This window comes from Methylobacterium dankookense (assembly GCF_902141855.1).
Classification (GTDB): Bacteria; Pseudomonadota; Alphaproteobacteria; order Rhizobiales; family Beijerinckiaceae; genus Methylobacterium; species Methylobacterium dankookense.
Window position 1 is genome coordinate 39839 of record NZ_CABFVH010000020.1, and the last position, 19850, is coordinate 59688.

Sequence of the window (19850 nt, forward strand, 5' to 3'; positions counted from 1 at the left end):
GAGAGATAGCACGGCTTGGTGAACAGCAAGGATGCGGAACAACCCTGACGGGCTTCTTCCGTGAAAAAACCGTAGCCATAATCGGTCGGGCATCGCCGTCGCATCGATGCCGCAGGCAAGTGGGGGGCTTGAGGATGTCGGTTCTGGTGACGGGAGGCGCCGGCTATATCGGCAGCCATATGGTCCTGGCCCTGCAGGATGCCGGGCAACAGGCGGTCGTGCTCGACGATCTCTCGACCGGCTTCGACTGGCTGCTGCCTCCGGAGATGAAGCTCGTCCTCGGCGACGTCGCGGACGAGGCGCTGGTCGCGAAGACCATCCGCGAGAACGGCTGTGACGCCCTGGCCCATTTCGCTGCCCGCATCGTCGTGCCGGATTCCGTGGCCGATCCGCTCGGCTACTACCTCGCCAACACCGTGAAGACGCGCGCCCTCATCGAGGCGGCGGTGAAGGCCGGCGTGAAGCACGTGATCTTCTCCTCGACCGCGGCCGTCTACGGCGAGCCCGCGACCGTGCCGGTGCCGGAGGATCTGGAGACCAACCCAATCAACCCCTACGGCCGCTCGAAGCTGATGAGCGAGTGGATGATCCAGGACGCGGCGCGCGCCCACGGCTTCACCTACGTCATCCTGCGGTACTTCAACGTGGCCGGCGCCGACCCGCGCGGCCGCTCCGGCCAGTCGACGCCGAACGCCACGCACCTGATCAAGGTCGCGACCCAGGCGGCGCTCGGCCAGCGCAGTCATCTCGACGTCTACGGCACCGATTACCCGACGCCGGACGGCTCCTGCCTGCGCGACTACATCCAGGTCAGCGACCTCGCCGAGGCGCACCGCGTCGCCCTCGACCATCTCCGCTCCGGCGGCGAGAGCCTGACCCTGAACTGCGGCTACGGCCGCGGCTACTCGGTGCTGGAGGTGGTCGACGTGGTGAAGCGCGTCTCGGGCCGCGACTTCGAGGTGCGCCTGAGCCCGCGCCGCGCGGGCGATCCGGCCCGGATCGTGGCCGGCGCCGACCGCATCCGCGAGCGTCTTGGCTGGACCCCGCGCTACGACGACCTGGAGGGAATCGTGCGCCAAGCCCTGGACTGGGAGGCGGCGCTCGCCCGGCGCAACCGGCACTGAGATGCGCCCGCTCGTCGCGCTGGCCGTCGTCTTAGCCGCCCTCGCCGGGCCGGTCGGCCCCGCCGCCGCCCAGTCGGCGCCGAAAGCCGCGCCCTCGTCCGAGTTCGCCCGCTTCGTCGCCGCGCTCCGTCCCGAGGCGGAGGCGCGCGGCGTGTCGCGCGCGACTTTTGACGCGGCCTTCGCCGGTGTGACCGGACCGGACCCGGACATCCTCGCCAGGACGAAGCGGCAGGGCGAGTTCGGCCGGCCGGTCTGGGAATACCTCGTCGGCGCTGTCTCGGCGGGCCGGATCGCGCGCGGCCAGGCCCGCGGCAAGGCGCTCGCGGCGACGCTCTCCGCGATCGAGGCGCGTTATCGGGTGCCCGCACCGGTCCTGCTCGCCTTCTGGGGCGTCGAATCCGATTTCGGCGCGAGCGGGGGCAGCGTCCCGACGATCCGCGCTCTCGCGACCCTGGCCCAGGCCCGGCACCGCGGCGACCTCTTCCGCGGGGAACTGCTCGCCGCGCTCCAGATCCTCCAGCGCGGCGACATCACGCCGGATCGGATGAAGGGGAGCTGGGCCGGTGCCATGGGCCAGGTCCAGTTCCTCCCCTCGACCTTCCTGAAACACGCCGTCGATTTCGACGGAGACGGGCATCGCGACATCTGGCGCAGCGACGCCGACGCGCTCGCCTCGATCGCCGCTTACCTGGCGGATCTCGGCTGGAAGCCGGAGCTGTCCTGGGGCTACGCGGTGACGCTTCCCGACGGCTTCGACCTGACGCGCTACGCGGGCGATCTGTCCGACTTCGCGCGCCGCGGCGTGCGGCGCCTCGATGGCGGTGCCCTCCCCGCCTCGGGCGCGGCGAGCCTGTTCCTGCCCGGCGGGCTCGGCGCTCCGGCCTTCCTCATCACCGAGAATTTCGAGGTGATCCGCGCCTACAACACCTCCGATTCCTACGCTCTCGCGGTTGGACACCTCGCCGACCGCCTCGCCGGTGGACCGGCGCTCGCCGCACCCTGGCCGAGCGCCGCGGCGCGCCTCGATTCTGCGGGCCTGCGCGCGCTCCAGGAGGGGCTGAAGGCGGAGGGTCTCTATGCCGGCGATGTCGACGGCCGCGCCGGGCCGAAGCTGCGCGAATCGGTGCGGCGCTACCAGATCCGCGAGAATCTCCCCGCCGACGGCTACGCCACGCCCGCCCTCCTCGCGCGGCTCACCGGTCGGCCGTGACCCTTCGGTCGTCCGGGACCTTTAGCCGCCCTAGTTTCCTTCCTATGATCGCCGCGGCTCGCGCGAAGGATGGTTCGATGACGCTGGCGAAGCTTGCCTCGGTCCGTAGGTCCCTGCCTGCCCTCGCCTGCGCCGTGCTCGCCCTGTTCGCCGTCCCTGAGCCGGCCCGCGCCCAATGGGGCGACAGCTACGACCAGCCGCAGGATTACGGCTATCGGCGCCGGTCGCGCGACGCCTATTACCGCGACGACGGCTATCGCCAGCCGCAGCCGCGCCGCTACGCGCCGCCCCAGGAGGCGCCGCGGCAATTCTACTGGCCGTGGGAGGACCGGCCGCAGCAGGCCGCACCGCAGCCCCAGCAGAACTATCGGCGGCCCCGGCCCAAGCCGCCCGTCGGCACCGCGGACGGCGCGCGAGAGAGCCATCGCCCCGCCGTGAAGCGGCGGGTGCAGCCGCCGCCCGCGACCGAGGCTCCGAAGCCCGCGATCGCCAAGACCGAGCCGAGCGTGCGCATCGCGATCTTCGGCGACTCGCTGGCCGACCACCTGAGCCGCGGCCTCGACGATGTGTTCGAGGACAATGCGGATGTGGCCGTGATCGACCGCGCCAAGGGCGATAGCGGCCTCGTCCGCCGGGACGTGGTGGACTGGGCCAAGGCCGCCGAGGACTATCTCAAGGGGAACAAGGTCTCCTACGCCGTGGTGCTGCTCGGCGTGAACGACCGCCAGCCGATCCGCGAGGGCGACCAGAGCTACGAGGCGCTGAGCGACCGCTGGCGTGAGATCTACCGGGCTCGCGTCGAGGCGCTGGCGAAGGTCTTCCAGGACCAGAAGGTGCCGCTGATCTGGGTCGGAACGCCGCCGGTGCGCAGCGAGAGCCTGACCAAGGACCTCGCCGCCATCAACGACATCGTGCGCGAGGCCGTGCAGAAGGCCGGGGGCACCTTCGTCGATGCGTGGCCCGGCTTCGTGGACGACCGCAACCGCTTCGCGATGACAGGACCCGATCTGGAGGGGCAGGCGGCGAAGCTGCGGACGGCGGACGGGGTGCACTTCACCCGGGCGGGCGCGCGCAAGCTCGCCCATTTCGCCGATGTCGAGCTGAAGCGGATGATGGGGAGCGCGGCCCCCGCCACGCCTGAGGCGCCTGCCACCGCCGTCGCGCCGACCCAGGCGCCCGGCCTCGACGGCAGCCCGCCGAAGCTCGACGACGTCGCCGCGATCGACCGGCAGATCACCGCGATGCTGCCGAGCCTGCCCGAGCCGCCCGGCATCCCGGCGCTTCCAGTCAAGCCGGCAGCCGGGCCGGTGGTCCCGCTCGGCCGGGCCGAGATCTCGCCCGGCGGCACCCTTACGAGCGGACGTCAGCCGGACGGTGACACCTCGGGCAATGTCGAGCGCACCCTGCAACGTGGCGGCGCGCCCCTGCCGCAGCCCGGGCGCGCCGACGATTTCCGCTGGCCGCCGGGCTGAGCCGTCGCCTCAGCGCGGGAGGATGGACGAGCCCATCAGGTGCTCGTCGATGGCCTGGGCAGCCTGACGGCCCTCGCGGATCGCCCAGACGACGAGGGACTGGCCGCGGCGCATGTCGCCCGCCGCCCAGATCTTCTCGTCCGAGGTGCGATAGTCTTCCTCGTTGGCCTCGATGTTGCCGCGCTTGGTCATCGCGATGCCCGACTGCTCGATGAGGCCCTTCTCGATCGAGCCGGCGAAGCCGATCGCCATGAAGACGAGATCGGCCGGCAGCACGAACTCGGTGCCGGGGATCGGCTGGCGCCTCGCGTCGACGCGGGCGCAGACGACGCCCGTGACATGGCCCTTCTTGTTGCTCTCCAGGCGCAGCGTCGCAGCCTGGAACTCGCGCTCGGCGCCCTCGGCTTGGCTGGAGGAGGTCCGCATCTTGGTCGGCCAGTAGGGCCACACGGTCAGCTTGTCCTCGCGCTCCGGCGGGCGCGGCCGGATGTCGAGCTGGGTCACCGAGAGTGCGCCCTGGCGGAAGGCGGTGCCGACGCAGTCGGAGGCGGTGTCGCCGCCGCCGATGACGACGACGTTCTTGCCGGCCGCGATGATCGGCAGCTCGCCGTTGCCGCGCATCGGCTCGTTGCCGACCCGGCGGTTCGACTGGACGAGGTAGGGCATCGCGTAGTGCACGCCCTCGAAATCCTGGCCCGGGAGCTGCGGGTTGCGCGGATCCTCGGCGCCGCCGCAGAAGATCACCGCGTCGAACTCGGCCTTCAGCTCGTCGACCGACTTCGTGACGCCGATATTCTGGTTGTAGTGGAAGACGACGCCCTCGGCCTCCATCTGCTTCACGCGGCGGTCGATGTGCCGCTTCTCCATCTTGAAGTCGGGGATGCCGTAGCGCAGCAGGCCGCCAGCCTTCGGCTCGCGCTCGAAGACGTGCACGTCGTGGCCGACGCGGGCGAGCTGCTGGGCCGCCGCCATGCCGGCCGGCCCGGAGCCGACCACGGCCACCCGCTTGCCGGTGCGCTCGCTCGCGGGCTCGGGCTTGACCCAGCCCATGTTCCAGGCTCGGTCGGCGATCGCCTGCTCGATCGTCTTGATGGCGACCGGCTGGTTCTCGAGGTTCAGGGTGCAGGCTTCCTCGCAGGGGGCTGGGCAGACGCGGCCGGTGAACTCGGGGAAGTTGTTGGTGGAGTGGAGGTTGCGCGACGCCTCCTCCCAGTCCGACTGGAAGACGAGATCGTTCCAGTCCGGGATCTGGTTGTGCACCGGGCAGCCGGTCGGGCCGTGGCAGAACGGGATGCCGCAATCCATGCAGCGGGCCGCCTGCTTGGTAAGGTCGTGCTCGTCGAGCGGCAGCGTGAACTCGCGGAAATGCCGGATCCGGTCGGCGGCGAGCTGGTACTTCTGCTCCTGCCGGTCGAATTCGAGGAAACCCGTGATCTTGCCCATCGATCAGCCCCTGGGCTGGCGCGTCCCGTGACGGCGCTGCCCGCGTCTTCCGTTATCGTGAGAGCGTGACCGGGCGGCGAACCGCCCGGCCTGACGGCGGCTTCTATTCCGCCGCCACCGGCATCCGCGCCATCTCCATCTCGCGCAGCGCGCGGCGGTACTCCACCGGCATCACCTTCACGAACTTGGTGCGGTAGCTCGCCCAGTCGTCGAGGATCGCCTTGGCGCGCGGGCTGCCCGTGTACTTGAGATGGTTGGTGATGAGCTGCGACAGCCGCTCCTCGTCGTGGCCCGACATGTCGGCGAGGATGTCGACGCGCCCCTTGGTCTCCAAGTCGCCGTCCTGGTGGAAGCGGCGCATCAGGTCGTCCTCCTCCTCGACGGGCTCCAGATCGACCATGGAGAGGTTGCAGCGCTTCGAGAACGAGCCGTCCTCGTCCAGCACGTAGGCGATGCCGCCCGACATGCCGGCCGCGAAGTTGCGGCCCGTCTCGCCGATCGACACCACGACGCCGCCGGTCATGTACTCGCAGCCATGGTCGCCCATGCCCTCGACCACCGTGATGGCGCCGGAATTGCGCACGGCGAAGCGCTCGCCCGCGGCGCCGCGGATGTAGCACTCGCCCGCGATCGCCCCGTAGAGCACCGTGTTGCCCACCATGATGGTGCGGCCGTCCGGCGACCTCAGCGCCTCGCTCGGGCGGATGATCAGCTTGCCGCCCGAGAGACCCTTGCCGACATAGTCGTTGCCGTGGCCGGTGAGCTCGATGGTCACGCCGGCCGCCACCCAGGCGCCGAAGCTCTGGCCGGCGGTGCCGGACAGCTTCACCACGATGGTGTCGTCGGGCAGGCCCTCATGGCCGTGCGCCTTGGCGACGGCGCCCGACAACATCGCGCCCGCCGCGCGGTCAGAGTTGCGGATCACGTCCTCGACCACCACCGGCGTGCCGGTCTCGATGGCCGACGCCGCCCCTGCGAGCAGGCGCCGGTCGAGCACCGTGTCGATCGGATGGTGCTGGCGCTCGACATGGCGGATCGCCACCTCGGGGCCGACCTCCGGCCGGTGGAACAGCTTGGTGAAGTCGAGGCCGCGCGCCTTCCAGTGGTCGATCGCCTCCTTCTTGTCGAGGAGGTCGGAGCGGCCGATCAGGTCGTCGAGCTTGGTGAAGCCCATGCCGGCCATCAGCTCCCGCAGCTCCTCGGCCACGAAGAAGAAGTAGTTCACCACGTGCTCGGGCGTGCCCTTGAAGCGCTTGCGCAGCACCGGATCCTGCGTCGCCACGCCGACCGGGCAGGTGTTCAGGTGGCACTTGCGCATCATGATGCAGCCCGCCGCGATGAGCGGCGCGGTCGAGAAGCCGAACTGGTCGGCGCCTAAAAGCGCGGCGATCAGGGCGTCTCGGCCGGTGCGGAGTCCGCCATCCGCCTGCAGGGCGACGCGGCCGCGCAGGTGGTTGAGCACCAGCGTCTGCTGCGTTTCCGCGAGGCCGGTCTCCCAGGGCCCGCCGGCATGCTTGATGGAGGTCAGCGGGGCCGCGCCCGTGCCGCCGTCATAGCCGGAGATCGTGATGTGGTCGGCGCGCGCCTTGGCGACGCCCGCCGCGACCGTGCCGACGCCGACCTCGGAGACGAGCTTCACCGAGACGTCGGCCGCCGGGTTCACGTTCTTCAGGTCGAAGATCAGCTGGGCGAGATCCTCGATCGAGTAGATGTCGTGATGCGGCGGCGGCGAGATCAGGCCGACGCCGGGCGTGGCGTAGCGGACCTTGGCGATCTTGGCGTCGACCTTGTGGCCGGGCAGCTGCCCGCCCTCGCCGGGCTTGGCGCCCTGCGCGACCTTGATCTGCATCATGTCGGCGTTGACGAGGTACTCCGTCGTCACGCCGAAGCGGCCCGAGGCCACCTGCTTGATGGCCGAGCGGCGCGAGCGCCCGTCCGGCAGGGGCTTGAAGCGCTCGACCTCCTCGCCGCCCTCGCCCGAGTTCGAGCGGCCGCCGAACGAGTTCAGCGCGATGGCGAGCGTCTCGTGCGCCTCCTTCGAGATCGAGCCGTAGGACATCGCGCCCGTGGCGAAGCGCTTGACGATCTCCACCGCCGGCTCGACCGCGTCGATATCCACCGGCTGCCGGCCGATCTCCGCCGCATTCTTGATGCGGAAGAGCCCGCGCAGGGTCTTCAGGTGGTTCTCCTGCTCGTTCACGATCCGCGCATATTCGCGGTAGCGCTCGGGCAGGTTGAGGCGCACGGCGTGCTGGAGCGTCGCCACCGTGTCCGGGGTCCAGGTATGGGTCTCGCCGCGCAGCCGGTAGGCGTACTCGCCGCCGACATCGAGGGCGTTGCGGTAGATCGGCGCGTCGCCGAAGGCGTCGCGGTGACGGCGCGCCGTCTCCTCGGCCACCTCGGCCATGCCGACGCCCTCGATCATCGTCGCGGTGCCGAAGAAGTCCTTCTCGACGAAGGACGAGTTCAGGCCGATCGCGTCGAAGATCTGCGCCCCGCAATAGGACTGGTAGGTGGAGATGCCCATCTTGGACATCACCTTCAGCAGGCCCTTATCGATCGACTTGATGTAGCGGTAGATGATCTCGTCATCGACGAGGTCCGGCGGGAACTCGTCCTTCATCGCGATCAGCGTCTCGAAGGCGAGATAGGGGTTCACGGCCTCGGCGCCGTAGCCGGCGAGGCAGGCGAAGTGGTGCACCTCGCGCGGCTCGCCCGATTCGACCACGAGGCCCACCGAGGTGCGCAGCCCCTTGCGGATCAGGTAGTTGTGCACGGCCGCGGTGGCGAGCAGCGCCGGGATCGGGATCCGGTCCGGCCCCACCGCGCGGTCGGTCAGGATGATGATGTTGTAGCCGCCGCGCACCGCGGCCTCGGCCCGGTCGCAAAGGCGGTCGAGCGCGCCCTCCATCGCCGCCGCGCCGGATTCAGCCGGGAAGGTGATGTCGAGGGTGCGGGTGTCGAAGCGGTCCTCGAAATGCGAGATGGAGCGGATCTTCTCCAGGTCGCTGTTCGTCAGGATCGGCTGGCGCACCTCGAGCCGCTTGCGGCGCGAGGCCCCCTCCATGTCGAGCAGGTTCGGCCGCGGCCCGATGAACGAGACGAGGCTCATCACGGCCTCCTCGCGGATCGGGTCGATCGGCGGGTTCGTCACCTGCGCGAAGTTCTGCTTGAAGTAGCTGTAGAGCGGCTTCGGCTTGTCGGAGAGCGCGGGCAGCGGCGTGTCCGAGCCCATGGAGCCGACCGCCTCCTGGCCGGTCACGGCCATGGGCTGCATCAGGAGCTTGAGATCCTCCTGGGTGTAGCCGAAGGCCTGCTGGCGATCGAGCAGGCTCACGTCCGAGCGCGACTCGCGCGGCTGCACCGGGCGCAGGTCCTCCAGCACGATCTGGCTGTTCTTCAGCCACTCGGCATAGGGGTTGGCGCCGGCGAGCTCGCCCTTGATCTCCTCGTCGGAGACGATGCGGCCCTTGGCGAGGTCGATCAGCAGCATGCGGCCCGGCTGCAGGCGCCAGGATTCGACGATCTTCTCGTCCGGGATCGGCAGGGTGCCGAGCTCGGAGGCGAGCACCACGAGCCCGTCGTCGGTGACGATGTAGCGGGCGGGCCGCAGGCCGTTGCGGTCGAGGGTGGCGCCGATCTGGCGGCCGTCGGTGAAGGCCACCGCGGCCGGGCCGTCCCACGGCTCCATCAGGGCGGCGTGGTATTCGTAGAAGGCGCGCCGCTCCTCGCTCATCAGCGGGTTGCCGGCCCAGGCCTCGGGGATGAGCATCATCATGGCATGGGCCAGCGGGTAGCCGCCCATCACCAGGAACTCGAGCGCGTTGTCGAAGCAGGCGGTGTCGGACTGGCCCTCGTAGGAGATCGGCCAGAGCTTCGAGATGTCGTTGCCGAACAGCTCCGAATCGACGCTGGCCTGGCGCGCGGCCATCCAGTTCACGTTGCCGCGCAGCGTGTTGATCTCGCCGTTATGCGCGACCATCCGGTAGGGGTGCGACAGGCGCCAGGTCGGGAAGGTGTTGGTGGCGAAGCGCTGGTGCACGAGGGCCAGCGCCGAGACGAAGCGCTCGTCCTTCAGGTCGAGGTAGTAGCCGCCGAGCTGGGTCACCAGCACCATGCCCTTGTAGACGATGGTGCGGCTCGACACCGAGACCGGGTAGAACTCCATCAGGCGCTTGTCCTCGCGGCCGGCCGCGTAGACCTTGCCGGAGATGACCTTGCGCGCGACGTAGACGCGCCGCTCGAAGGCGTCGTCGTCGGTGACGCTGGCGGGGCGGCCGATGAAGACCTGGCGGTGATGCGGCTCGGATTCGAGCACGGCCTTGCCGAGGTCGGCCGAGTCGACCGGCACGTCGCGCCAGCCGAGCAGGGGCAGACCCTCGTCGGCGAGCGACTTGGTGACGATGTCCTCGATGATCGCGCGCGGCTCGTCGGCCTTGGGCAGGAAGAGCTGACCGATGGCGTATTGGCCGGCCGGGGGCAGCTCGAAGCCGAGGCGCGAGCATTCCTCCGCGAAGAAGGCATGCGGGATCTGGGTGAGGATGCCGCAGCCGTCGCCCATCTTCGGGTCGGCGCCGACCGCGCCGCGATGGTCGAGGTTCTCCAGGATCTTCAGGCCCTGCTCGACGATCGCGTGGCTGCGGCGGTCGCGCATGTCGGCGATGAAGCCGACGCCGCAGGCGTCGCGCTCATGGCCCGGATGATAGGCGCCCTGCGCCGCCGGCAGGGCCGGATCGCGCACGATCAGCGGCGCGGGGCCGCCACGCGGCGCCGGGGCGGAATTCGCGTTGCCCGAAGCTGCCATGCCCGACTCTTTCCTCACGTTCACCACGACCACCTGCGCCGCCACGCCCGGCATCCGAGCATGTTTCGTGCCCGTTCATCCATGGATGCCGGGCTGTCAATTCATCTCGTCGGGTGAGGCCGGGTCTTCCCCAAGGGGAAGCGCCCGCCGCCCGCGGGCTCGCCGCCGGCCCTTGAAGTCAGCCGGCGCGGGCCTGGACCGCCGCTCCGGCGATCGACGTCCGCCGTTTCTTCGACGCCGCCGCGCGCATCGGGCGAGATCCCTGCCTTGAGAACGGGCTGCCGGTCCGGCCGCCCCGCTGACGTAAATGGGACAGGCGTACTGTCCTAATGCTGGAAAGTGACAGATTTCAGGGGTTCCAGCAAGAGGTGTTCCGCGTCCGCTTGCGCCGCGGGCCGGTCACCGCCATGGCGGCGCATCCGCGCCCCCGCCAAGTCCCCGCAATCTCGCCCGAATCGTGCCGTCTAACCGCTCACGCCGAGCACAAGCGGCATGCGGGCAATGAACCTGCCGGCGCGGTTCCGGACCAGCGTATCGGGCTCCGGGGCCGCGCCTCCGCCAGCCGGCAGCGCGAGCATCAGCGGACGGGACACCTCGGGACACGCATGAACCTCGGGACACGCTTGGATACCGGCCTGCAGGCGAGCGGGCGAATCGCGCGCGGGACCGCGACCGGGGCGCAGCCGCGCCCGCGGCGCCTCCGGATGATGGCGGCCGTCGCCCTCCTGGCGGGCCTCGCCCAGATCGGCCTCGCGCAGCAGGGCGCCCTGGCCCAGGCCGTCTTCGAGGACGACATCCTGCCGCCCCGTGCCGTGGCCTGGCGGCTCGCCGACCGCGGCTTCACCGGAATCGGCCGGCCGCGCTTCGACGGGCGCGCCTACGTGGTCGAGGCATTCGGCCCCAATGGCGCGCGCCTGCGCCTCTTCGTCGACCCCGAGGACGGCGAGATCCTGTCGCGCCAGCGGCTCGACGCGCCGGTCGAGGTGGTCCGCCCGCGCCCGGCCGCGCCGGGCTACGGCTGGACCGAGGAGGACGAGATGCGCGGCCCCGGCCGCGTCGCCGAGCGCCTCGTGCCCCCCGCCGACATCCCGGGCGCCGGGCGCAGCGGCGTCTATCCGCCGCGCGGCATCGCCCCGGCCCCCGCGCCGGTCCCGGCTGTCCCGGAGCCCGGCCGCCGCGAGCCTGCGCCCGCCGCCGCCAACCCCGCGGGCAATCCCTACGGGGTGAACCCCGATTCCGGCCGGACCGCGCCCGCGCCGCGCAAGGTCGCCCGCGTGGCGCCCGCCCCCGACCTGCGACCGGTCGAGGCCAAGCCCGCCCTCCGCAACGCCCCGGAGGCGCCGAAGCCCGCCGCGGCGCGGAAAGCCCCGGTGGATGCCAAGGCCGATGCGCCCAAGGCCGACGCGCCCAAGGCCGACGCGCCGAAGGCGCCTGAGGCGGTCAAGCCCGCCGAGGCGAAGCTCCCGGAGGCGAAGCAGACCGAGGCGAAGCCCGTGGAAACGAAGGCCGCCGAAGCGAAGCCGGCCGCGCAGGAATGGAAGGACCCGCCCGAGGGAAGGCGCAACGTCCGCGTCATCGGCGGCGCCACCGTCGTGCCCGGCACCGTCGAGAAGGACGGGGCCGCGGCGCAGTAGTTCGGCGAGGCCTGTTCAGGTGCGAGCGGGCCTCTCCTCCCCACAGATCTCGGGCTTGCCCGAGATCTATCCTTGCCCATCCAGATCGGGCAGGCCCGATCTGGATGGGGAGGAGCCGGAGGTGGGGGTGGCGCAGGATCGGGCGTCACGGTGCCTCCTGAGCCACCCCCACCCCTGACCCCTCCCCGCAAGGGGGAGGGGAAGCCCGATCCTGAAAGGTCGGGTGCCGAAATACGGCCTCAGGCGCTCAGGCGCTCCCCGCCGCAGAAGCTCGTCAGCGTGTCGGAGCGGGCGATGGCGCAGAGCGTCATGCCGTGCATGCGCGCCCGGGCCAGGGCGAGGGAGGTCGGCGCCGAGATCGCGACGATCACCGCCGCGCCGAGGCGGGCCGTCTTCTCCACCATCTCGAACGAGCAGCGGCTGGTGATCACCGCGAAGCCGGAGGCCGGGTCGCGGCCCTCGCGGATCAGAGCGCCGATCAGCTTGTCGAGGGCGTTGTGGCGGCCGACATCCTCGCGCGCCGCAAGGAGGGTGCCGTCGAGATCCGCCCAGGCGGCGGCGTGCACCGCCCGGGTCTCGCGGTTGAGCGCCTGGGCGTCCGATAGGGCCGCGAGCGCGCGCTCGATGGCGCGGAGCGAGACGCGCAGGTCCGGCGCGCCGCGGGTCTCGGCGGTGGGCAGGGCGGCGAGGTCGTCGATGCCGCAGACCCCGCAGCCGGTGCGGCCGCTGATCGCGCGCTTGCGGGCGAGGTGCTCGCGCAGGCGGCCCGGCACGAGGTCGATCAGCACCCGCAGGCCCTCCTCCGCCTCCTCGACGGCGACGCCGCGGATCTCGTCGGCGGATTCGACGATGCCCTCGGTGAGGCTGAAGCCGTAGGCGAAGTCGGCGAGGTCGGCGGGCGTCGTCATCATCACGGCGTAGGGCACGCTGCCGTAGACGAGGTTCACCGGCATCTCGACGGCGAGTGCACGGGTCTCCTCTACCGGCGGCGCCTCGCTGTAGGCGAGGATCCGCGTCGGCACGCGGACGGAGGTCGGCGGAGCGTTCGAGAGGTCGGCGCTGTCGGGGTCGGTCGCGGGCATCGGCTGCTGACGGGTTACCGGTCGGAACCCCGATATAGCAGCGGCGCGGCGATCATGCTCGCAGGGCCGCGGCGATGCGCCGCCGGGCCGTCGCTTTCCTGCCGCTTGCCGGCCCAGAAAGCGCATCATGCGACGCTTGTACGGTTGCGCCTTGCACGTCCATGTGATCTGACACCGCGATCGGAAAGCCCAGGCCTGACGGCCGGCCTTCCGCGGGGTCGATCGCGTCCGCAAAGCCCACGTCGATGGGTCGCGGGACGATCAGAATAACAGTCTCCAAGGGGAGCAGGCGAGAGACACATGCGGACGGCGCGGACGAAAACACCATTCTTGTCAGGGGTGGCCGCGTTCGGCGCCCTCCTCGTCACGTCGGCACAGACGTTCGCCGCTGGCATCGGCCAGCCGGTGCCGTGGCAGATGGACCGCCAGGTCGCGGTCACCGAGAACGCCCGGGACATCCATACCTTCGAGATCGGCCTGCACTGGCTCTCGCTCGCCATCTCGCTCTTCGTGCTGGGGCTGATCCTGTGGTGCGTGTTCCGCTTCAGCGAGAAGCGGAACCCGACGCCTTCGAAGACCACCCACAACACCGCCATCGAGGTGGCCTGGACCATCGTCCCGGTCCTCATCCTGGTCGCCGTGGCGATCCCCTCCTTCCGCCTGCTGCGCACGCAGCTCTCCGATCCGAAGGCCGACGTGACGGTCAAGGTGATCGGCCACGCCTGGTACTGGTCCTACGAGTACCCGCAGACGGAGGCCGGCGGCGGCTTCACCTTCGACGCCAACCTCGACGAGGACAAGCAGCCGAAGCTTCTGGCCACCGACAACGACATGGTCGTGCCGGTGAACAACATCGTGAAGATCCAGGTCACCTCCACCGACGTGCTGCATTCCTGGGCGCTGCCGTCCTTCGGCTTCAAGATCGACGCCGTGTCGGGCCGCCTGAACCAGTTCTGGTTCAAGGCCGAGCGCGAGGGCACCTATCACGGCCAGTGCTCCGAGCTCTGCGGCCAGCGCCACGCCTACATGCCGATCACGGTCCGCGTGGTCAGCGACGAGGCCTACGCGCAGTGGCTCACCGAGGCCAAGACGAAGTACGCCCGCCTCGACGACGGCGCCAAGTTCGCCGACGCGCGCTGACGGACAAGCCTTGCGCGGGGCCGCCGGCCCCGCCCTTTCGCGAGATCAGACAGACCTAACGCCTAAGGTTCTCATCCATGGCCACAGCCGCAGCACATGCGGGGCATGACGCCCACCACGACCACAAGCCAAGCTTCTTCGCACGCTGGTTCCTCTCCACGAACCACAAGGACATCGGCACCCTCTACCTGCTCTTCGCCTTCTGCGCGGGCATGGTGGGCGCGTTCCTGTCCTTCGGCATCCGGATGGAGATGGAGGAGCCGGGGCTCCAGTACTTCTCCAACCCGCAGACCTACAACGTGTTCGTCACCGGCCACGGCCTCATCATGGTGTTCTTCATGGTGATGCCGGCCCTCATCGGCGGCTTCGGCAACTGGTTCGTGCCGCTGATGATCGGCGCGCCGGACATGGCGTTCCCGCGCATGAACAACATCTCGTTCTGGCTGACGGTGGCGGGCTTCATGAGCCTCGTCTGCTCCCTCTTCGTGGAGGGCGCGCCGGGCGCATCGGGCGCCGGCACGGGCTGGACCGTCTATCCGCCGCTCTCGGCCGCCGGCCATCCCGGCCCCGCCGTCGACTTCGCGATCTTCGCCCTGCACCTCTCGGGCGCGGGCTCGATCCTCGGCGCGATCAACTTCATCACCACGATCCTGAACATGCGCGCCCCGGGCATGACGCTGCACAAGATGCCGCTCTTCGCCTGGGCCGAGCTCGTCACCGCCTTCCTGCTGCTCCTGTCGCTCCCGGTCCTCGCCGGCGCGATCACGATGCTGCTGACCGACCGCAACTTCGGGACGACCTTCTTCGACCCGGCCGGCGGCGGCGACCCGATCCTGTGGCAGCACCTGTTCTGGTTCTTCGGTCACCCCGAAGTGTACATCATGATCCTGCCGGCCTTCGGCATCGTCTCGCACATCATCGCCACGTTCTCGCGCAAGCCCGTGTTCGGCTACCTCGCGATGGCCTACGCGATGGTCGCGATCGGCGTCGTCGGCTTCGTCGTGTGGGCGCACCACATGTACACGGTCGGCCTCTCGCTCCAGACGCAGTCCTACTTCGTCTTCGCGACCATGGTGATCGCGGTCCCCACGGGCGTGAAGATCTTCTCCTGGATCGCGACCATGTGGGGCGGCTCGATCCGCTTCACCGCCGCGATGCACTGGGCCGTCGGCTTCATCTTCCTCTTCACCGTCGGCGGCGTGACCGGCGTGGTGCTGGCGAACTCGGCCGTCGACAAGTACCTGCACGACACCTACTACGTCGTCGCGCACTTCCACTACGTGCTCTCGCTCGGCGCCGTGTTCATCATCTTCGCCGGTGTCTACTACTGGTTCCCGAAGATGACCGGCCACATGATCCCCGAATGGGCCGGCAAGCTGCACTTCTGGCTGGCCTTCATCGGCGCGAACGTCCTGTTCTTCCCGATGCACTTCCTGGGGCTCGCCGGCATGCCGCGCCGCTACGCCGACTACCCGGAGGCCTTCGCCGGCTGGCACAAGGTCTCGACCTATGGCGGCCACATCTTCGGCCTCGGCATGTTCGTCTTCGTGATCGGCGTGATCCTGGCCTTCCGCTCGAAGGAGCGGGCCGCGGACAACCCGTGGGGCGAGGGTGCGACGACGCTGGAATGGACCCTGTCCTCCCCGCCGCCCTTCCACCAGTTCGAGACGCTGCCCCGCATCGTCGACGAGCCGGGCCACCACTGAGGACGACCGGCCCGGGGATCTCCCCGGGCCCCTTGCGAGGACCGCCGACGCGGTCCTCGCCCTTCCCCGGAGGCCGCAAGCATCGGCCTCCCGGAAAGGGCGAACCATCCGGGCACAGCGGCAGGGAATAGCCGCACGCTTGGAATCATTCCGATTCGCCTCTCGCGCCGCCTGGAAGGGCGGGCTGCCAGAGCCAGTGATGTCGATGACGAGTCTGACCAACGCGATTCCCGCCGAGCCCGCCCCCCTCGCCCCCGCCGTGGGCGGCGACGTGCCGGACTACTTCGCCCTGCTGAAGCCGCGGGTGATGGCGCTCGTCATCTTCACGGCGCTCGTCGGCATGGTGGTGTCGCACGGCCACGTCTCGCCCGTGATCGCCACGATCTCGCTCCTGATGATCGCGGTGGGCGCCGGCGCCTCGGGCTGCCTCAACATGTGGTGGGACGCCGACATCGACGCGGTGATGACCCGCACGGCCAAGCGCCCGATCCCGGACGGTCGCATCCGGCCCGACGAGGCGCTCGCCTTCGGCCTCGTCCTCTCGGTCGGCTCGGTGCTGATCCTCGGGCTCGCGGCGAACTGGCTCGCGGCCGGGCTCCTCGCCTTCACCATCGTGTTCTACGCGGTGATCTACTCGATGTGGCTGAAGCGGGCGACCGCGCAGAACATCGTGATCGGCGGCGCCGCGGGCGCCCTCCCCCCGGTGATCGGCCAGGCGGTGGTCTCGGGCAGCGTCGGCATCGAATCGCTGGTGCTGTTCGCGATCATCTTCATCTGGACGCCGCCGCATTTCTGGGCGCTGGCGCTGGTCAAGGCCGGCGAATACGCCAAGGCCGGCATCCCGATGATGCCGAACGTCGCCGGCCCCACCTCCACACGCCGTCAGATCGTCTACTACACCCTGCTCCTCGCGCCGCTCGGCCTCGCGCCCGTGGCGCTGGGCTTCGGCGGCCTGATCTACGCGGTGGTCGGCGTGCTCGGCGGCCTCGGCATGCTGGCCTTCAGCGTCCAGGTCCTGCGCAACCGCGAGGGCGAGGCCGAGAAGCGCGCGGCCATGGGCATGTTCGCCTTCTCGATCCTCTACCTGTTCCTGCTCTTCGCCGCCCTGCTCGCCGAGCAGGGCCTGGGCTTGTTCCGGCCGCTGGTGGCCTGATTGATCGTGATGCAAGATCCCAAGATCGAGTACCGTCCTCTCACGCCGGAGGAAGAGGCGCGCCGCCGCAAGCGCTCGGTGGCGATCGCGCTCGCGCTCGGCGCGATGGTGCTCCTGTTCTTCGTGCTGACCATCGCCAAGCTCGGGCCTCAGGTCCTGAGCCGTCCGCTCTGATCCGATGACGCAGACGCCGCCCGCTCCCGCCCGGAACGCCGGCCGCACGGCCCTCGCCTGCGCCGGCTTCGCCCTCGGCATGCTCGGCCTCGCCTTCGCCTCGGCGCCGCTCTACGACGCCTTCTGCAAGGCGACCGGCTATGACGGCACGCCGCGCCAGGGCGCCGCGCCGGCGACGGCGGCGGCGCAGCCGGGCGACGCGATGCTCGTCCATTTCGACACGAACGTCGCGCCGGGCCTGCCCTGGAAGTTCCGCGCGGAGGCGCGCAGCGTCGAGGCCAAGCTCGGCGAGACGCAGACCGTGTTCTTCAAGGTGCGCAACGCGGCCTCGGTGCCCACCACCGGCATCGCCACCTTCAACGTGCAGCCCGGCCTGATGGGCGGCTATTTCGTGAAGGTCGAATGCTTCTGCTTCAAGGAGCAGACGCTGCAGCCGGGCGAGACCATCGACGTGCCGGTCGTCTTCTATGTCGACCCGGCGCTGCGGACCGATTCGAACACCGCTCATCTCTCGGAGATGACGCTGTCCTACACCTATTTCGCCTCCAAGAACGGCCAGCCGGTGACCGCCGCGCTGACCTCGCAGGGCGAAGCGGCGGGACGGCGGGATTTCTGAGGGCCTAAGCGTGACAACAGCCGCGCCCGTCCAGTATGGGTGCGCGAGACGGGCTCGACGGGGCGGATAGGCCCCGCGACGGATGGGGATAGGGCTCGGCCGGCGGCGACGACGGCGGGCCGGAAGGGGTCAGGAGAAACGTTCAGATGGCCGAGGCGCACGCCAAGAATCACGACTACCACATCCTGAGCCCGAGTCCGTGGCCGCTGATCGGCGCCATGTCGGGCTTCGTGATGACCACGGGCGCCGTCTTCTGGATGAAGAGCCTGCAGTTCGGCACCCTGACGCCCGGCCCCTACGTCTTCGGCGCGGGCCTGCTCGGCGTGCTCTACACCATGTTCTCCTGGTGGCGGGACGTGGTGCACGAGGCCAATTCCGGCGACCATACCCGCGTGGTGCAGCTCCACCACCGCTACGGCATGATGATGTTCATCGCCTCCGAGGTGATGTTCTTCGTGGCGTGGTTCTGGGCCTATTTCGAGGCGGCGCTCTACACCGCCGACCCGATCCAGGTCTCGCGCGTCGAGTTCACCGGCGGCGTCTGGCCGCCCAAGGGCATCGAGGCCTTCGATCCCTGGCACCTGCCGCTGCTCAACACGCTGATCCTGCTCACCTCCGGCACGACCATCACCTGGGCGCACCACGCCCTGCTGCATGGTGACCGGAAGGGCCTGAAGTACGGCCTCTGGCTCACCGTGATCCTCGGCGTCCTGTTCACCGCCTGCCAGGCCTACGAGTACCACCACGCCGCCTTCGGCTTCTCGGGCAGCATCTACTCGTCGACCTTCTTCATGGCGACGGGCTTCCACGGCGCCCACGTCATCATCGGCACGATCTTCCTCGCGATCTGCCTGTACCGGGCCTATCTCGGCCAGTTCACCATCCAGCAGCATCTCGGCTTCGAGTTCGCCGCCTGGTACTGGCACTTCGTCGACGTGGTGTGGCTGTTCCTGTTCGCCGCGATCTACGTCTGGGGCTCGGGCGCCGGCCACGGCGCCCACTGACGGGGCGCCCGCCGCCTTTTGCATGGCGGCAATGCCAAGGGCGGCTTCGGCCGCCCTTTTTCGTGCGCGCAGGGTCCCTCCATATGGCAGGGCCGGGGACAGCCGAAGGATGGATGCGTTGGACAACCGTTATCAGACGCCGGAGCCGATCCCGACGGGCGTGCGCGGGCGCTGCCCGCGCTGCGGCGAGGGCCACCTGTTCAAGGGCTTCCTGTCCCTGCGCCCCTCCTGCGAGGCCTGCGGCCTCGACTATTCGCGCTTCGATTCGGCGGACGGGCCGGCCTTCTTCGTGATGTCGATCGTCGGCCTCGTCGTGGTCGGCCTCGCCCTCTGGATGGAGATCACCTACGAGCCGCCGATCTGGGTCCACGCGCTGGTCGCGGTCACCCTGTCGGTCGGTCTCAGCCTGATCCTCGTCCGGCCGTTGAAGGGCATGCTGATCGCCCTGCAATACGCCAACAAGGCCGAGCAGGGACGTTTCGAGCGGTGAGCGCGGACGCTGCCGATGCGGCCCGGGCCGGCTCCTGGCGCGGCCTCCTCGCGCCCGGCCTGTCGGCGCTCGTGGCGCTCGCCATCCTCCTCACCCTCGGCACCTGGCAGATCGCGCGCAAGACCGAGAAGGAGGCGCTGATCGGCCGTATCGTCGAGCGCTCGCGGGCGGAGCCGGTGGCGCCCCCCGAGCCAGCCGCCTGGGACGCGGCCCGCGACGAGTTCCGGCACGTGCGCGCCGCCGGCCGCTTCGTCAACGAGGACGAGACGCTGGTCCACGGCCTTGCCCCGGGCGACACGCCCGGCCGGGCGCTGCAGGGCTACTACGTCCTCACGCCGTTCCGGCGCGACGCGGGCGGTATCGTCCTGGTCAACCGCGGCTTCGTGCCGACCGAGTTGAAGGCGCAAGCCGACCGCCGCGACGGCGTGATCGAAGGCGACACCACGGTCACCGGCATCCTGCGCGCCAGCGAGGCGCGCGGGATGTTCGTGCCGGCGCCCGATCCGAAGCGCGGCGAGTGGTTCAACCGGGACATCGCCGGGATCGCGCAGGCGCGCGGGCTCGGCGCGGTCGCGCCCTACCTGATCGAGGCAGATGCGGTGCCGGGCGCGAAGACCTGGCCGAAGGGCGGCCAGCTCCGCGTCGACCTGCCGAACAACCACCTGCAATACGCCTTCACCTGGTTCGGCATCGCGGCCTGCCTCGTCGGCGTCTTCACGGTCTTCGCCTGGCGGCGCCTGCGCGGCCTGACCTGAGCCGCTTGCCGGAGCGGGACGCCGCCATAGTCTTCATCGGATC

At 70.1% G+C, this 19850-nt stretch carries 15 protein-coding genes; 12 read left to right on the forward strand and 3 right to left on the reverse strand.

What is annotated here, in order from left to right; genetic code table 11:
* Positions 1-134: 134 nt before the first annotated feature.
* The 3 genes from galE (at position 135) to MTDSW087_RS15990 (ending at position 3806) form a co-directional block, all read left to right on the forward strand.
* The gene (gene galE / locus MTDSW087_RS15980; protein WP_144765590.1) at positions 135-1124 is read left to right on the forward strand and encodes a UDP-glucose 4-epimerase GalE; all 990 of its coding nucleotides are present in this window, start codon (positions 135-137) and stop codon (positions 1122-1124) included.
* 1 nt (position 1125) lies between these two features.
* Positions 1126-2334 (forward strand): lytic murein transglycosylase, encoded by a 1209-nt coding sequence (locus tag MTDSW087_RS15985; RefSeq protein ID WP_144765592.1) that lies wholly within the window; start codon positions 1126-1128, stop codon positions 2332-2334.
* A 77-nt stretch (positions 2335-2411) separates the two neighbouring features.
* The gene (locus tag MTDSW087_RS15990; protein ID WP_144765594.1) at positions 2412-3806 is read left to right on the forward strand and encodes an SGNH/GDSL hydrolase family protein; all 1395 of its coding nucleotides are present in this window, start codon (positions 2412-2414) and stop codon (positions 3804-3806) included.
* 9 nt (positions 3807-3815) lie between these two features.
* On the opposite strand, the gene MTDSW087_RS15995 is transcribed toward MTDSW087_RS15990, so the two are convergent.
* Both MTDSW087_RS15995 and gltB read right to left on the reverse strand, forming a co-directional pair.
* Positions 3816-5249 carry a glutamate synthase subunit beta gene (locus tag MTDSW087_RS15995; protein ID WP_144765596.1) on the reverse strand — a complete coding sequence of 478 codons (1434 nt, stop codon included), beginning with the start codon at positions 5247-5249 and terminating at the stop codon, positions 3816-3818.
* A gap of 103 nt (positions 5250-5352) precedes the next feature.
* Positions 5353-10053, reverse strand: a complete 4701-nt coding sequence (gene gltB / locus MTDSW087_RS16000) for a glutamate synthase large subunit (protein ID WP_144765598.1) — start codon at positions 10051-10053, stop codon at positions 5353-5355.
* Between the two features lie 605 nt (positions 10054-10658).
* On the opposite strand from gltB, the gene MTDSW087_RS16005 reads away from it, so the two are divergent.
* Positions 10659-11687, forward strand: a complete 1029-nt coding sequence (locus MTDSW087_RS16005) for a hypothetical protein (RefSeq protein WP_238178628.1) — start codon at positions 10659-10661, stop codon at positions 11685-11687.
* A gap of 239 nt (positions 11688-11926) precedes the next feature.
* On the opposite strand, the gene fdhD is transcribed toward MTDSW087_RS16005, so the two are convergent.
* Positions 11927-12769 carry a formate dehydrogenase accessory sulfurtransferase FdhD gene (gene fdhD, locus MTDSW087_RS16010; protein ID WP_144765600.1) on the reverse strand — a complete coding sequence of 281 codons (843 nt, stop codon included), beginning with the start codon at positions 12767-12769 and terminating at the stop codon, positions 11927-11929.
* Between the two features lie 300 nt (positions 12770-13069).
* Here fdhD and coxB point away from each other — a divergent pair, with 300 nt between their 5' ends.
* From coxB to MTDSW087_RS16045, 8 genes are all read left to right on the forward strand, one after another.
* Positions 13070-13909 (forward strand): cytochrome c oxidase subunit II, encoded by an 840-nt coding sequence (coxB, locus tag MTDSW087_RS16015; protein ID WP_144765602.1) that lies wholly within the window; start codon positions 13070-13072, stop codon positions 13907-13909.
* A 77-nt stretch (positions 13910-13986) separates the two neighbouring features.
* Positions 13987-15615, forward strand: coding sequence for a cytochrome c oxidase subunit I (ctaD, locus tag MTDSW087_RS16020; RefSeq protein ID WP_144765604.1), 1629 nt, complete (start codon positions 13987-13989; stop codon positions 15613-15615).
* Between the two features lie 205 nt (positions 15616-15820).
* Positions 15821-16768 (forward strand): heme o synthase, encoded by a 948-nt coding sequence (locus MTDSW087_RS16025; protein WP_144765669.1) that lies wholly within the window; start codon positions 15821-15823, stop codon positions 16766-16768.
* A gap of 9 nt (positions 16769-16777) precedes the next feature.
* Positions 16778-16942 carry a hypothetical protein gene (locus tag MTDSW087_RS30185; protein WP_186383866.1) on the forward strand — a complete coding sequence of 55 codons (165 nt, stop codon included), beginning with the start codon at positions 16778-16780 and terminating at the stop codon, positions 16940-16942.
* 4 nt (positions 16943-16946) lie between these two features.
* A complete protein-coding gene (locus MTDSW087_RS16030) occupies positions 16947-17558 on the forward strand; it encodes a cytochrome c oxidase assembly protein (protein ID WP_144765606.1) in 612 nt (203 codons plus the stop codon).
* 146 nt (positions 17559-17704) lie between these two features.
* Positions 17705-18562 carry a cytochrome c oxidase subunit 3 gene (locus MTDSW087_RS16035; RefSeq protein ID WP_144765608.1) on the forward strand — a complete coding sequence of 286 codons (858 nt, stop codon included), beginning with the start codon at positions 17705-17707 and terminating at the stop codon, positions 18560-18562.
* A 109-nt stretch (positions 18563-18671) separates the two neighbouring features.
* Positions 18672-19052 (forward strand): DUF983 domain-containing protein, encoded by a 381-nt coding sequence (locus tag MTDSW087_RS16040; protein WP_144765610.1) that lies wholly within the window; start codon positions 18672-18674, stop codon positions 19050-19052.
* Positions 19049-19807 (forward strand): SURF1 family protein, encoded by a 759-nt coding sequence (locus tag MTDSW087_RS16045; RefSeq protein ID WP_144765612.1) that lies wholly within the window; start codon positions 19049-19051, stop codon positions 19805-19807. The genes MTDSW087_RS16040 and MTDSW087_RS16045 overlap by 4 nt, the downstream gene beginning before the upstream one ends.
* Positions 19808-19850: the final 43 nt, after the last annotated feature.

Bases quoted from the DNA above. Each gene is read 5' to 3' on its own strand.
- MTDSW087_RS15990 (WP_144765594.1), top strand. From the start codon at position 2,412: ATGACGCTGGCGAAGCTTGCCTCGGTCCGTAGGTCCCTGCCTGCCCTC.
- MTDSW087_RS16040 (WP_144765610.1), top strand. From the start codon at position 18,672: ATGGATGCGTTGGACAACCGTTATCAGACGCCGGAGCCGATCCCGACG.
- galE (WP_144765590.1), top strand. From the start codon at position 135: ATGTCGGTTCTGGTGACGGGAGGCGCCGGCTATATCGGCAGCCATATG.
- MTDSW087_RS16025 (WP_144765669.1), top strand. From the start codon at position 15,821: ATGACGAGTCTGACCAACGCGATTCCCGCCGAGCCCGCCCCCCTCGCC.
- fdhD (WP_144765600.1), bottom strand. From the start codon at position 12,769: ATGCCCGCGACCGACCCCGACAGCGCCGACCTCTCGAACGCTCCGCCG.
- ctaD (WP_144765604.1), top strand. From the start codon at position 13,987: ATGGCCACAGCCGCAGCACATGCGGGGCATGACGCCCACCACGACCAC.
- MTDSW087_RS15985 (WP_144765592.1), top strand. From the start codon at position 1,126: ATGCGCCCGCTCGTCGCGCTGGCCGTCGTCTTAGCCGCCCTCGCCGGG.
- MTDSW087_RS16005 (WP_238178628.1), top strand. From the start codon at position 10,659: ATGAACCTCGGGACACGCTTGGATACCGGCCTGCAGGCGAGCGGGCGA.
- gltB (WP_144765598.1), bottom strand. From the start codon at position 10,053: ATGGCAGCTTCGGGCAACGCGAATTCCGCCCCGGCGCCGCGTGGCGGC.
- MTDSW087_RS16030 (WP_144765606.1), top strand. From the start codon at position 16,947: ATGACGCAGACGCCGCCCGCTCCCGCCCGGAACGCCGGCCGCACGGCC.
- coxB (WP_144765602.1), top strand. From the start codon at position 13,070: ATGCGGACGGCGCGGACGAAAACACCATTCTTGTCAGGGGTGGCCGCG.
- MTDSW087_RS15995 (WP_144765596.1), bottom strand. From the start codon at position 5,249: ATGGGCAAGATCACGGGTTTCCTCGAATTCGACCGGCAGGAGCAGAAG.
- MTDSW087_RS30185 (WP_186383866.1), top strand. From the start codon at position 16,778: ATGCAAGATCCCAAGATCGAGTACCGTCCTCTCACGCCGGAGGAAGAG.
- MTDSW087_RS16035 (WP_144765608.1), top strand. From the start codon at position 17,705: ATGGCCGAGGCGCACGCCAAGAATCACGACTACCACATCCTGAGCCCG.